10 protein-coding genes are annotated in these 13,256 nt (G+C 65.5%); 3 read left to right on the top strand and 7 right to left on the bottom strand.

Annotated features, from left to right (window positions below; all coding sequences use genetic code 11):
* Window positions 1-47 precede the first annotated feature (47 nt).
* The 5 genes from FZ025_RS08415 to FZ025_RS08430 form a co-directional block, all read right to left on the bottom strand.
* Window positions 48-1,457: an NADH-ubiquinone oxidoreductase-F iron-sulfur binding region domain-containing protein gene (locus FZ025_RS08415; protein ID WP_104559020.1), complete on the bottom strand. Its 1,410-nt coding sequence runs from the start codon at window positions 1,455-1,457 to the stop codon at window positions 48-50.
* A 705-nt stretch (window positions 1,458-2,162) separates the two neighbouring features.
* Window positions 2,163-2,291: a hypothetical protein gene (locus FZ025_RS22705; RefSeq protein ID WP_280117181.1), complete on the bottom strand. Its 129-nt coding sequence runs from the start codon at window positions 2,289-2,291 to the stop codon at window positions 2,163-2,165.
* 82 nt (window positions 2,292-2,373) lie between these two features.
* Window positions 2,374-3,048, bottom strand: coding sequence for an SPASM domain-containing protein (locus tag FZ025_RS08420; protein ID WP_146093635.1), 675 nt, complete (start codon window positions 3,046-3,048; stop codon window positions 2,374-2,376).
* On the bottom strand, window positions 3,032-3,703 hold the full coding sequence (locus FZ025_RS08425; protein WP_046979403.1) for an ABC transporter transmembrane domain-containing protein: 672 nt from the start codon (window positions 3,701-3,703) through the stop codon (window positions 3,032-3,034). Before FZ025_RS08425 ends, FZ025_RS08420 begins: the two co-directional genes overlap by 17 nt.
* Window positions 3,704-3,821: 118 nt before the next feature.
* Entirely contained in the window at window positions 3,822-4,748 is a 927-nt protein-coding gene (locus tag FZ025_RS08430) for an IS110 family RNA-guided transposase (RefSeq protein WP_046979404.1), read from the bottom strand.
* Window positions 4,749-5,134: 386 nt separating this feature from the next.
* On the opposite strand from FZ025_RS08430, the gene FZ025_RS08435 reads away from it, so the two are divergent.
* A complete protein-coding gene (locus FZ025_RS08435) occupies window positions 5,135-5,731 on the top strand; it encodes a queuosine precursor transporter (RefSeq protein WP_386268426.1) in 597 nt (198 codons plus the stop codon).
* A gap of 147 nt (window positions 5,732-5,878) precedes the next feature.
* Here FZ025_RS08435 and glnE read toward each other — a convergent pair whose 3' ends face one another.
* Window positions 5,879-8,707 carry a bifunctional [glutamate--ammonia ligase]-adenylyl-L-tyrosine phosphorylase/[glutamate--ammonia-ligase] adenylyltransferase gene (glnE, locus tag FZ025_RS08440; protein WP_046979406.1) on the bottom strand — a complete coding sequence of 943 codons (2,829 nt, stop codon included), beginning with the start codon at window positions 8,705-8,707 and terminating at the stop codon, window positions 5,879-5,881.
* Window positions 8,708-8,833: 126 nt separating this feature from the next.
* Here glnE and FZ025_RS08445 point away from each other — a divergent pair, with 126 nt between their 5' ends.
* Window positions 8,834-9,097, top strand: a complete 264-nt coding sequence (locus FZ025_RS08445; protein WP_146093636.1) for a hypothetical protein — start codon at window positions 8,834-8,836, stop codon at window positions 9,095-9,097.
* Between the two features lie 171 nt (window positions 9,098-9,268).
* On the opposite strand, the gene FZ025_RS08450 is transcribed toward FZ025_RS08445, so the two are convergent.
* Window positions 9,269-11,494, bottom strand: a complete 2,226-nt coding sequence (locus tag FZ025_RS08450) for an AsmA family protein (protein WP_046979407.1) — start codon at window positions 11,492-11,494, stop codon at window positions 9,269-9,271.
* A gap of 137 nt (window positions 11,495-11,631) precedes the next feature.
* Here FZ025_RS08450 and scpC point away from each other — a divergent pair, with 137 nt between their 5' ends.
* Window positions 11,632-13,152, top strand: a complete 1,521-nt coding sequence (gene scpC / locus FZ025_RS08455) for a succinyl-CoA:acetate CoA-transferase ScpC (RefSeq protein WP_046979408.1) — start codon at window positions 11,632-11,634, stop codon at window positions 13,150-13,152.
* The last annotated feature ends 104 nt before the right edge of the window (window positions 13,153-13,256 follow it).

The raw sequence follows: 13,256 nt of genomic DNA on the forward strand, positions 1-13,256 counted from the left end.
ATTTTAAGGTTCAATAGCAAGATTCAGACCTGGCACCAGGAGATCGGCTAAGCCATACCCGCTAAACTTTCCGAACTCAAGCGCTCTCTCACGAACTCGGCTTCAAACGTATCAAGCAAACTTAGAATCATCCTCGCGGATTCTGTGGAGTGATGGCAATCACCTCGGGCTTCGTACCACTTGCAGATAAGGCGGATCTTGTCGAGGCCAGATGCGGAGTCCGTATAACTAATACCGGGACGCTGGGTGACGCGATCTTCGATCAGTACTAGCGGAATTCCTTTCTGAGCAACCGAATCCGCAGTATCCACCCAATCTGCCGCCTTTTCGTCAATCCTATCGAGATGACTTAGCATGTGGAACGCACGTTTTGTACCATCCTTGCACGGCCGGCACTTGCCACAGGAGTTGTCGTAGTAGAACTTCGCTAACTTTCTCGTGATGCTTACTATTGATGAGTTACCCGACACTACTATGACTACACCACCGCCCAAGCTTCCACCGACCCCACTAAGACTATCGTAATCCAGAGGGGTATCCAAGGAATCGGGGCCCAGCGCAGTGCCCCCCACTCCCCCGACCAGCACAGCCTTCAACCCCAAGTTCCCCACAACTCCACCACCATACTCATTAATCAACGTACCCAGCCGCGTACCTAACGGCAATTCATAAATTCCCGGCCTCTCCACCTCTCCGCTCAGGCAAAAGACGAGCGTGCCACTGGGATACTTCGTACCGACCTCTCGGAATCGCTCCGGCCCACACTTAATCGCAAAAAAAGCCTGAAGCACTGTTTCCAGATTATTAATAACCGTCGGCGCCCCTTCGAGACCTGATCTCGTCGGTATAGGGGGTTTCCCGCATGGCCTCCCTGGGCGCCCAGCAAGGAGCTCCAGCAACGCCGTTTCTTCACCGGCTATATAACTCTCGCTCAACCGGCGCACTCTAATTTCAGGTAATCCGTTCTCCGTCCTCAACAAGGAGCGAAATCTAGCTTCTTCCAGCGCACTCTCCAGCAGCAACTGTTCTCGTTCCAAAGATGCACCAAGGCAAATGATAGCTACCGTTGCCCCTATAACAGCAGCGGCTAAGGCGACAGCCTCAAGGACTCCATGAGGATTTAACTCAATTAAAAATCTTTCCTTGAATCCACCTGGCTGACCAGAATGCGCGTTGCACACGAAGAACTTATTGTCCGAGTTGCTTCTCTTCACCTGCATCCATTTCTCAGCAGTCGGGAATCCGCCTCCCGCCCTGCCGCGCAGACGAGCAGCGCTAAGAAGCGCCAGCGCTCTCTCTTGCTCACCTTCCCCCAGCATCCGGGACAATGTTGCATATCCGCCAATCGCTAGATAACCATCGAGTCCGCCCTCCCCCCCTCGAGCATGATCCTGCAATAGCCTCCCCTTGAAGACCACTTTCGGGGAAGGCGGATTTCCCTCAAGATCCAAGCGCATCACTTGTTCCTCAAGAACCCGTCAAATTAGACGAAGATGCCCTCCGAGATCGATCCAAACACTCTTTGCCAAAAGCCTGCTTCGGAGAGTTTACTTTGGATAAATCGCGGCCCTTTGCACAGCATATTAAATATTACTTCCCACTTACTTTACGCATAGGCCAGTCATAAGGATTTCTTGGACTGTCGCCGTACCCGACCATTGCCGAATTATTCTTTAGCGAATATTCAGCATCCACACTAACCCATGCGGGACTTTCACTATCGCCAACTATAGGGCTAGATGTTTCAAGCACGAAATTCGTCCCATCCGCAGAGAACTTGAGTTCTGCCCCTTCGAATCGGCCACTCAGCTTCGCACCAGGGAATTTGGTCGGCGCAACGGTTACCAATCCGGAGCCGGGAATGTAAAAGAATATATATCCAGGCTCGGATCGGACCAGGGAAAATCTGTCCAGAACCAACTCTTTCTCCCTATACAATCGTCCATCAGATATATGAAGCCCCGTTTGGCTCGATGAAAACAACGATGATGACGGCGCGGCGGTCACAGAGAAAATCGTCAAGACCAATCCTGTATATAATCCAAGGCTCTTCATAAATAACCTCTTATCGGACCATTTTTGCCTGGAATCTCACCACGGGGGGGGGGGGGCTGGGGCATGAATGCCCCAGGCCCCTTTTGCTTTGCAGCTGTCAAAGCGGATTAATTCAGCACCGCACCGCTTCCGCCGCCACCGCCGGCACCACCACCCTGGCAAGCACAACCGCAGCCACATGAAACTGCTGCCGCTTCCAGATCCTGCGTTCCTGCAAACACTTGAGGTTCGAACATTGCCAGTTCCTCCTACGTTTACATAACACCAATAGACCGTACCCATTGCACGGTCCGCCCTACCGCCTCGCCATCCCACGGCTTACGCGCATACACTTTCCGTGGATTGAAGCGGCAATTCGCAGTTTGCCCACATGCGATCAATTGCGAGCTTCTCCAAGTGTCTGCAGTACAATTCGTTGTGCTTGTCGAATACACCATAGACATTGTAAGCGGTAGCTCGACAACCGCCGTTGCAAAAATACTTAACGTCGCAGTGCTTGCAAACTTCCAAGTTGTCCACCACTGTCCCCCTGACTCGCTGCATTACCGGAGATGCGTCGTAAATATCCTTCACATCTGCGTCCCGGACGTTGCCGCAAATGAATTCATCAAAGTGCATCGTCTGGCATGGGTACACAAAGCCCGCCGGATCGATGCTAAATTCGCCTTCACCAACCCCACAATGATTTCTTGGCACAACGGGTGATGGCGCTGATTCTTGCACCGCTGCCGGCGCTCTTCCTCTCAGGTACTCCCTAGTTCGGTTCTGAGCATCCCCCCATTCATCCAGCGTCGGAATCTGCTGTAAATTCAGCTCCTGATGATCTCCGGCCTGAAATAGAATCGGGGCAAGACCATCGACGCCGAGATCATCCAGCGCGTACTCATATATTTCCTTCATGAATCCGATGTTCTTGTCCGTGAGTGCGGGCACTAGAGAAATAATTGGTCGCCGTTGATTGCGCCTATTTCGCGTTTCAACAAGATCGTTCACTAATGACAGCTGAGGTCGTCGCCTGCTTTTCCTGCATCTCCGCACTGAGTGCGCGCATACGCTTATTGGCGAAAAAACGGATGCAGCCGAATGGAATGACTGTGAACAGCAACACGAAACCCATTTGATAATGGATATTAAGAATTATCGCGGCACCGACAAGAAAAGTTAGCGCATTCACGGCGATAGTAATGAACGTTCTAACCAAAGCGCCCTCTATCGCTCGAGAGTCGTTCATTACCCGCGACTGCAAGTAAGTCGAATGCTTCTTTGTATAAAATCTTAGTGGCAGTGCCTGAAGGTGTCGATACAGGCGCGCTTGAATATCAAGAATGATGGATTCTTTAAGTTGCAGAGTCACGTTTTCGTTGATGTAGGAAAAAACGTGACGCAGGATGACGAGCGCTACTAGCGCCAATGTGAGTTGATTAACAATGCTAAACGGCTGCGCTCCGACGACGACGTCGATGATCCGCATCGTCAGCAGCGGCACGGGTAGCTGGAGAAGCACGGACATCACCATTAGGCTGGCCGCGAGAACTACCGCCGACCATTGGCGCCCTACAAAGTCGTGCCAGAAACGCTTCAGCAGCAGCAGCAGGGGCTGCTCTGCCAGATCATCCTTGGATCCGGAGTTGAGAAAGCGCCCCCCCATGTGAATTCTCCATGAATGACTTCAGCTTTTTGTCTCTATATCAAATTCCAGAACGCGAGTCAAGCACCGCCTCTCTAATATGCTTAAGGCTTGGACCCCATCACGTCAGCGTAGGCACTCACACCATCACTTCTGGCCATGGTGTGCGATCACGGGCAATGGCGTTGAGGCGGATAAGCAGCACGCGCATGCATGCGGTGATGGCGACCTTGGCGGGCTTGCCGCGTGCCCGTAACTGTTGATAGCGCTCCTTGAAGGAGGCTTGGGTGCGCACGACGCTCCAACAGGCCATGTACAGCACTCGTCGGATCGGGGCACGCCCGCCGCGGATGCGGCGTTTGCCACGGTGCTGCCCGCTGTCCACGGTGTAGGGAGCCAGCCCGACCAGGGCTGCGATCTGGCGGCGGTCCAGCATTCCCAGCTCGGGCAGGTAGGCGATCAGGCTGGCCGTGGTGACCTCGCCGATGCCGGGAACCTCGCTCAGGGAGTGCGCCAGTGCATCGTCGAGCTGGTGCTGCAGCTGCTTGATCGCCTGGTTCATCCGCTGGATACGGCGGCGCAAGTCGCCGATCTGCTCGATCAGGCACGCGCGTACCAGAGCCATGGTCGCCTGATGCAACCGGCGGCGCTCGTCGTCGCGTTGCTGGACCAGTTGCTCGCGGCGCTGGACCAGCATGCGCAATTGCTCGCGCAAGGGATCAGGAGCCGGCGCGGGCGCTTGCACCAGTTGGGCCATGCGCGCCAGCAAGGCCGCATCCAACGGATCGGTCTTAGCGGTTGTACCCAAGGCCGTGGCGAAGGCGCGTGCCCGGCGCGGATTGATCCGGGTCACCGGGATGCCTGCCGTGGCCAGGGCGGTCATGACCGCCCGTTCATAGCCGCCAGTGGCCTCCAGCAAGACATTGCCGATGCACTGGCCGGCGAGATGGTCGCACAGGCGCTGATGGCCTGGGGGGGTGTTGGGAAAGGAAAACAACTGGTCCAGGGGAAGCAGGTGGACGGCCAAGGTGTCCTTGGCCACATCGATACCAATCCAAAGAGACATAAGCGTTAGGTAGACTAAGGGACAGGAGAGAGCTGCCTCGTGGCTGCCCACGCTTGTGAAGTTCGAGCGAGAGCTCGTTCAACTGTTCGGGCTAGGCAACGAGGTCGATGTGCGGCCGCCCTGGCTCCTACACGTGCTCGAACACCGCGGCCTGTCGGCGTGCCGCACATCGCTCTCCACTCAAACTTTAAAGCAACTTCCAGACACAAGCGGCTCTCGTCCCCTTTTCGGGATCAGCCGCGACCGGATGTCACTGGTAACGCCCGGTCGCGGCTGAAGCCGCTCCTACAGGAAGCGCAAGACGTGCGTCGGGCGTGCCGCACTGGCCGCCACGCCACGGCATCGCGATAATGCGCCGCTTCGTCCCGTCCACAGCGTCGCCTTCCGTGCATCCGTCCTCCTCGCCATCCCCCGCGTTCGCCGCGCTGACCCCGCGCGCGCTGTTGCTGGCGGTGCTGGCGATGGGCGCGGTGGTGTTGCTGTCGAACGTGCTGGTGCAGTTTCCGATCAACGACTGGCTGACCTGGGGCGCCTTCAGCTATCCGCTGGCGTTCCTGGTCAGCAACCTGATCAATCGCCGCTTCGGTCCGCATGCGGCGCGGCGCGTGGCCTGGTGCGGTTTCGCGCTGGCGGTGCTGTTGTCGATCTGGATCGCCACCCCGCGCATCGCCGCCGCTTCGTGCACCGCGTTCATCGCCGCGCAGCTGCTCGACATCGCCGTGTTCGACCGCCTGCGCCGCAGCCGCTGGTGGCACGCGCCGATCGTGGCCACCACCTGCAGCGCGACGCTGGACACCGCGATCTTCTGGTCGATCGGCTTCGCCGGCTCGGCGCTGCCGTGGCTCAGCTGGGCCGCCGGCGACCTGGCGGTGAAGCTGGGCATCGGCGTGTTCCTGCTGGCGCCGTTTCGCGCGCTGCTGTGGCGGACGGCGCCGCCGGCCACGCTCGATGCGTCGGCCAGGCGGCCGCGCCCTAAGGCCTGAGCAAATCGCGGCACTCAAGGTGCGACTGGACGACTTGGTTGCGTAGACATGGCGGCATGCCCCTGCAGCCGCCGCTTGCCCACATCTCACGGTCCGTCCAAACCTCGATCGCCTGGCCGCCGCCCAACCCAGCAGCCGCGCAGCGATCTATAGCCCGCTGCGCCCCGGCCCGAACGCCAGCCCCCTGGCCTGCGCCGCGGCGGTGATCGCCGCGCGCGCTCGCTCGATCGCCCCCGTGCTCGCGGTCAGCCGCGGGCGCCGGTCCAGCGTGCAGGCCAGGCCGGCATCGACCAGCGTCGCGTGCGCGGCGTGCAGGCCTTGCGCGGCGTCCGCCGTCAGCCAGCCGCTGGCGGCCAGCGCATCGATCAGCGCCGGCGTATCGCGTGGCGCAGTCAACTCAGGATGTTGCGCGGCGCCGAGCAGCACGCCGGCCTGCAGCAGGAACTCCAGGTCGACCAAACCGCCGGCGCCCTGTTTCAGGTCGAAGCGTGCGGCATCGCTGCGGTCCAGTTCGGCGCGCATGCGCGCGCGCATCTTGCGCACTTCCTCGCGCAATTGCGCCGCGTCGCGCGGGCGCGCCAGGGTCTGCGCCCGCACCTGCTCGAAGCGCTGCAGCAGGTCGGCATCGCCGGCCACGCCGCGCGCGCGTACCAGCGCCTGGTGCTCCCAGGTCCAGGCGCGCTCGCGCTGGTACTCGGTATAGCTGGCCAGCGACGACACCAGTGCGCCCTTGCCGCCGTCCGGGCGCAGGCGCACGTCGATGTCGTACAGGCGGCCGCCGCCGGTAACCGCGCCGAGCAGGGCGATCACCTTCTGCGCCAGCCGCGCGAACCAGCGCCCGCTCTCCAGCGGACGCGGCCCGGCGGAGGCCTCCACGCCGGCGGCATGGTCGTACAGGAACACCAGGTCCAGGTCCGAGCCGATGCCCAGTTCGATGCCGCCGAGGCTGCCGTAGCCGACGATCGCAAAGCTGCCGCCAGGCACTTCGCCATGCGCCGCGGCCAGCTCGGCGCGGGCCAGGCGCAGCACCGTCAGCACCACGCCTTCGGCCAGTTCCGCGAGTTGGCGGGCGCTGTGCACCGCCGGTTGGCGCCGGTCCAGCGCGGCCAGGGCGATGCGGAAGCTCAGCGCCTGGCGCGCTTCGTTGAGGCCGCGCAGCGCGGCTTCCGCGTCGTCGCCGGCGGCGGCGACCGCGCTGTCGCACAGCCGCTGCATCGCTGCCCGATCCGGCATCGACCCGGCGACGCGGCTGTCGAGCAGTTCGTCGAGCAGCAAGGGATGCGCCAGCAGGCGTTCGGACAGGAAGGCGCTGCGCGCGAGCACATCGACCAACCGCGCCAGCGCACTGGGCTGTTCGTCGAGCAAGGCCAGATAACTGGCGCGGCGCAGGATCGCCTGCAGCAGGCCGAGTACGCGGTGCAACGCGGCATCGGCCTGCGGCGAGCGCGCGGCGGCGTGCAGCAGCGCCGGCAGCACCCGGTCCAGGCGCGCGCGCGCTGCGTCCGACAGCGTGCGCACGCCCAGCGACTGCACGAAGCCGCGCAGCGCCTGGTCGGCGCCCTCGGCATCGGCGAAGCCAGCCGCGGCCAGCACCTGCGCGCCGGCCTGGTGCGGCAGGCCGCGCCAGTAGCTGGTCAGCGCATCCGGCGCCACCGCCTGCACCCGCGGCGCCAGCAACTCGGCGAATTCGGCGGCGACGCGGTCGCGCTGCACCTGCAGCGCGGCGTACAACTGCGCCCAGTCGGCGTAACCGAGACCAAGCGCGATGCGCGCGCGGTCCAGCGCAGCCTCGGGCAGCGCATGGGTCTGTGCGTCGCGCAGCATCTGCAGGCGGTTCTCGACCTGGCGCAGGAAGCGGTAGGCCTGGGCCAGCGCCGCGCCATCCGCGGCCGCGACCTGGCCGCCGGTGACCAGCGCCTGCAACGCCGGCAGCAAGCGGCGCTCGCGCAGCGCCGGTTCGCGGCCGCCGCGGATCAGTTGCAGCGACTGCACCAGGAACTCGATCTCGCGGATCCCGCCGGGGCCGCGCTTGATGTCGTCCAGGCGGTCGTGGCGCGCGACCTCGGCGGTGATCGCCGCCTTCATCTCGCGCAGCCCGTCGAGCGCGGTGAAGTCGAGGTAGCGCCGGTACACGAACGGGCGCAGCGTCTGCAGCCAGTCCTCGCCGGCGGCGCTGTCGCCGGCCACTGCGCGCGCCTTCAACCACGCATAGCGCTCCCAGTCGCGGCCTTCGCGCTGGAAGTAGTGATCCATGCCGGCGAACGACAGCGCCACCCGCCCGGCGCTGCCGAACGGGCGCAGGCGCAGGTCCACGCGATGCGAGAAGCCATCGGCGGTGGTCTCGTCCAGCAGCCGCGCCAGGCGCTGGCCGAGGCGCGCGAAATATTCCTCGGCGGCGAGCGGACGCGCGCCATCGGACTCGCCGCCCTGCGGATAGGCGTAGACCAGGTCCACATCCGAGGAGAAGTTCAGCTCGCCGCCGCCGAGCTTGCCCAGGCCGAACACCACCAGCCGCTGCACGCTGCCGTCGGCGCCGCGGACCACGCCGTGGCGCGTGGCGAATTCGGCTTCCAGCGCCTGCAGCGCCACGCCCAGGCAGGTCTCGGCCAACTGCGTGCTGCCGGCCAGGGTCGCATCGACGTCGTCCAGGCCCAGCACGTCGCGCCACACCAGCCGCGCCGAGGCGGCGGCGCGATAGCGGCGCAGCTGCGCCGGCCACGCCGCCGACTGCGCCGGATCCAGCTGCGGCACCGGCAACGGCGGCGGATCGGGCTGCGCCAGGTGCGCGAGCAGCGCCGGCTGCCGGCACAGGGTGTCGAGCAGGAAATCGCTGGCGAGCAGGGCGCGGCGCAGCTGCGCGGCGAACGCCGGCGCGGCTGGCCATGGCTGCGCGGCCATGCTCTGGCGCAAGCGTGCCAGGCTGCGTTCGAGCAAGGGCTGCAGGGCGTCGGGAACAATCGAGGAAGGTGTGGACATTGGCCGATTCTGGCATCCCGGCACATCCGCAGACAGAGGCGCGCGATCATGGCGGCATCCTGCAAGCGCGGTTCGCGCGCGCTAAGGAATAAGTGCGGGGCGCCGCCTGCGCGCAGCCACCACGGCATGGCAGAATCGATGATCGGCAGGCAAAAAAAAGCCCGCTTGCAGCGAACTGCCAGCGGGCCTTGCTCCCTCCCCCACGTCGGGATGCAGGTCGATCTTGGGCGCTTTTTTTGCGCATTGCACGCTGCACTGCAAAACGAAACCGGGCAGTACATTCTGCTGCGACGCAGCACGCGCCAAGCCCTTAACGTCATCGCGTCCGCGCTGCCCCCGCAACCGCGTCGGGTCGATATGCAATCGTCGCAGCATCACGCTGCGGCCTGACAGGCGGACCGGGGCGATCGGTCGCGACGCGCTTCGATCATGCTGCTCGCAACTGAGGCCGCCCCTACAGTCTGCCATCGGCTGCGCAAGCACGCGGCGCGATACGGCGCATCCGGCTGCGAGCCTGCGTGACCGCGACCACGCACGACGTGCACGGCGCCCTGCCCCGGCTCAAGGCGCCGAGGGGGCGGGTCCAGATGCCGGCAGCGTGTCCGGCAACCACGCCGGCTGCCGCTCATACCATTCGCGCGCATTGAGCAGATGCCATTGCCGTTGTTCGCCGCGCAGCGCCACGCCGACGCCGAGTACGCCCCAGCGCGCATACAGCTCGCCCTGCGTGCCGGCATCGCCGACGCGCAGGCGCGCGCGCAGCGATACGCGCTGGTTTTGCGCCTGCAGGCGATCCAGCCACAGCGCGTCCTTGCGCCAGCGCAACTGGCCGCTCGCATCCAGTTGCCCGGCATCGGCCAGCTTGAGCAGCCAGGCCGGCGCATCGCTGCGCTGCGCGAACACCGCCAGCACCGGCCCGGCATCGCGCATCTGCATCTGCACCTGCGCATCGGCCTGTGTGGCCGGCGCCGCGGCGATGCGTCCTTGCGGCACGCGCAGCGTGGCCCACCAGTCGCGCTGCCTGACACCGGCGCCGTAGCGCACGCGCTGCAGGCGCAGCGTGCTGCCGCTCAGGTCGAAGCGCTTGCCCTGCGGGTCCGCGCGGCGCAGCCGCGCGTCAAGATCCAGGTCGCCCACCAACGCCAATCCGGCCGCCTGCAGCCGTGCCTGGCGGCCGCGCACGCGCACATTGCCTGCGCCGACCTGCCCGGCCGCGTCCAGCTGCAAATCGCCGCTGAGCGCGCCGCTGCCGCCGAGCACGCGCACCTGCGCGGCGGGCAGGTAGCGGTTGTAGGCGCGCAGGTCGGGCACGCGCGCATCGTCGAAGCGCAGGCGCGCCTGCAACGATTCTTTCAGCATCGCCAGCGTGCCGTCGCCCTCCAGATCCAGGCGCAGGTTCTCGCCCTGGACGAAGATCGCCTTGGGCTCGGCCAGCGGCGCCAGCGCGAAGCTGCGCATGCGCACGTTGACCTGCGTGCGCGGCTGCGCGGCAGTGCCGACGATGCGTCCGAGCGCCTGCGCCTGGCCGCGGATGCGCAGCCGCAGCACATCGGCCACGGCCTGCACGTCGGGCACGTCGAGGCGGCTACCGGGCTGCAGCGCGCCGTGCGCCAGGCGCAGATCCGCAGAAACGTCGCCGCCGCCGTCGAGGCGGAACCACGGCTTGCGCACCAGCAGGTCGCTGATCCAGTTCAGCGATTCGAAATGCCAGCGCCCCTGCAGCGTGCCGGACAGCCGTGGCAGCAGCGCCGCGGGGTCGGCGAAGGGCAGCGTGCGTCCGCCGATGCGCAGGTCGGCGTCGAGCATGCTGCGCGGATCGACCTGCCCAGGCAGGCGCGCGCGCAGCCGGATGTCGCGATCGACATCGAGCAGCAGCGCCAGCACGCCGCGGTCGGTGGCGCCGACGCCGGCGTGCAGCGGCACCCGCCAGGTGAGCCTGCTGCCCGGCTGCAACTCGCCGCGCAGCAGGCGCAGGTTCGCGTCCACGTGGCCGAGTCCAGGTTCGGTGCTCAAGTGCGTCTGCGCCCCGGCGGTGTCGATGCGCAGCGCCACGCTGCGTCCGTGCAGTTGCAGCGCCAGGTCGGCGATGCCGAGCTTGCGCAGGCCCGGCGCTTGCGCGCGGTAGTGGCGCGGCAACGAGAAGCGCGCGTCCAGGTGCGCCTGGTCGGCGATCTGGCGCTTGCCGTAGCGCACGCGGGCGTCGTCGAACACGATCTGCGACGGGAACAGCTCCGCCGGCCCGCCGCGGATCTGCTTGAGGAAGCCCACCGTGCCATGGCCCTTGCCTTCGATCGCCAGGTCGCCGACGCGCGCGCGGCGCAGCGTGCCGCTGTGGATCGCATCGAAGCGCAGGGTCCAGCCCTGGTCGCTTTGCGGCGGCGGCGGGATGCTGTCGGCGACGCGGTCGATCTCGCCGATCAGGTTCACCGCCTCCATCCATGGCAGGCGCACCTCGCGGTGCAGCAGCGGCAGCAACGCGATGCGCGCGCTGGCGCGATCGGCACGCACGCTCCACACGCTGCGCTGCACATGGCCGCGCATGCGCAGGTTCCAGACGGTGACGACGCCTGGCAGCACGGTCAGCGCCGGGCCGATCTGCATGCGGAATTTTTCCGGCTTGCGGTTGCTCGCCATGTCGAACAGCGGCGTGTTGAGGAACACGTTGCCCAGCAGCAGGTACAGCAGATACGCGATCAACAGCCCGCGCAGCAGCACACGCCACGGACGCGGCCAGCGCCGGTAGCGTTCGAGGGCGGCGTTCGGCGAGAGGCGGGCGAAGGGCGGCACCGCCGCACTATCGCCGCGCCGCGGCGTGGGCCGCGTGAAAGCCGGGCGCCGGCACCGCCATTGCACCACCGGCGCAAACCCGCGCCCGGCGCGATCCGCGATAATCGCGGTCTCCTCTTCCCGCCACGGTCGCCCGCATGTCCGCCGAACGCATCCTCCACCCGCGCCTGCGCGAGCGCATCGTCACCGCCGAGGCCGCCGCCGCGCTGATCCAGCCCGGCGAGACGGTGGCGATGAGCGGCTTCACCGGCTCCGGCTACCCCAAGGCGGTGCCGATCGCGCTGGCGCAGCGGATCGAGGCCGCGCACCTGCAGGGCCAGGCGTTCAAGATCCGGCTGATGACCGGCGCCTCCACCGCGCCGGAACTGGACGGCGCGCTGGCCAAGGCCGACGGCATCGCCCTGCGCATGCCGTTCCAGACCGACCCGGACGCGCGCCAGCGGATCAACGCCGGCACCCTGGACTACATCGACATCCATCTCAGCCACGTCGCCCAGCACGTGTGGTTCGGCTTCTATGGCGAGATCGACACCGCGGTGGTGGAAGTGGCCGGCATCCGCGCAGACGGCAGCCTGATCCCCTCCACCTCGATCGGCAACAACAAGACCTGGCTGGATCTGGCCAAGAAGGTGATCGTCGAGGTCAACGACTGGCAGCCGGCCGGCATCGACGGCATGCACGACGTGTACTACGGCACCGCGCTGCCGCCGCAGCGCAAGCCGATCCCGCTGCTGCACGCCGACGACCGCATCGGCGAGCCGTCGCTGCGCTGCGATCCGGACAAGATCGTGGCGGTGGTGCGCACCCACGGCCCGGACCGCAACAGCCCGTTCACTCCGGCCGACGCCACCAGCAAGCGCATCGCCGCGCACCTGATCGACTTCCTCCAGCACGAAGTCGGCAAGGGCCGGCTGCCGGCCAATCTGCTGCCGCTGCAGTCCGGCGTGGGCAACATCCCCAACGCGGTGCTGGCCGGCCTGGCCAGCAGCGGCTTCCGCGACCTCAGCGCCTTCACCGAGGTGATCCAGGACGGCATGCTCGACCTGTTGCGCAGCGGCGTGCTGAAGGTGGCCTCGTGCACCGGCTTCGCGCTGAGTCCGGAGGCGAACGAAGAGTTCAAGCGCAACATCGATTTCTACCGCGAGCGCATCATCCTGCGCACGCAGGAGATCTCCAACCATCCGGAGCTGGTGCGGCGGCTGGGCTGCATCGCGATGAACGGCATGATCGAGGCCGACCTGTACGGCAACGTCAACTCCACCCACGTGATGGGCAGCCGCATCATGAACGGCATCGGCGGCTCCGGCGACTTCGCCCGCAACGGCTTCCTGTCGATCTTCCTCAGCCCCAGCACCGCCAAGCACGGCAGCATCTCGGCGATCGTGCCGATGGTCAGCCACGTCGACCACACCGAGCACGACGTCTCCATCATCGTCACCGAACACGGCCTGGCCGACCTGCGCGGGCTACCGCCGCGACACCGCGCGCGGCAGCTGATCGACCATTGCGTGGACCCGAGCTACCGCGCGCAGCTGGAAGACTATTTCGACCGCGCGCTGCACGACAGCTACGGCAAGCACACCCCGCACCTGCTGCCCGAAGCGCTGTCCTGGCACCAGCGCTGGCTGGAGACCGGCACCATGCACGCGGCGGGTTGAGCCGTCTAGCGCGCGGCGCAGCACCAACGCCGCGGTTTCCGCGCTTTTTTGGAGCGGCTTCGGCCGCGACGAGCAGAGCGGGGCGGGCTTCCCGCGGCTGCGGA

The sequence above is a fragment of the Xanthomonas hyacinthi genome (assembly GCF_009769165.1).
Lineage (GTDB): Bacteria > Pseudomonadota > Gammaproteobacteria > Xanthomonadales > Xanthomonadaceae > Xanthomonas_A > Xanthomonas_A hyacinthi.

Excerpts from the sequence above, each read along its gene's own strand:
- FZ025_RS08415 (WP_104559020.1), bottom strand. The coding sequence starts at position 1,457 with ATGCGCTTGGATCTTGAGGGAAATCCGCCTTCCCCGAAAGTGGTCTTC.
- FZ025_RS22705 (WP_280117181.1), bottom strand. The coding sequence starts at position 2,291 with ATGTTCGAACCTCAAGTGTTTGCAGGAACGCAGGATCTGGAAGCGGCA.
- FZ025_RS08425 (WP_046979403.1), bottom strand. The coding sequence starts at position 3,703 with ATGGGGGGGCGCTTTCTCAACTCCGGATCCAAGGATGATCTGGCAGAG.
- FZ025_RS08430 (WP_046979404.1), bottom strand. The coding sequence starts at position 4,748 with ATGTCTCTTTGGATTGGTATCGATGTGGCCAAGGACACCTTGGCCGTC.
- glnE (WP_046979406.1), bottom strand. The coding sequence starts at position 8,707 with ATGTCCACACCTTCCTCGATTGTTCCCGACGCCCTGCAGCCCTTGCTC.
- FZ025_RS08445 (WP_146093636.1), top strand. The coding sequence starts at position 8,834 with ATGGCAGAATCGATGATCGGCAGGCAAAAAAAAGCCCGCTTGCAGCGA.
- scpC (WP_046979408.1), top strand. The coding sequence starts at position 11,632 with ATGTCCGCCGAACGCATCCTCCACCCGCGCCTGCGCGAGCGCATCGTC.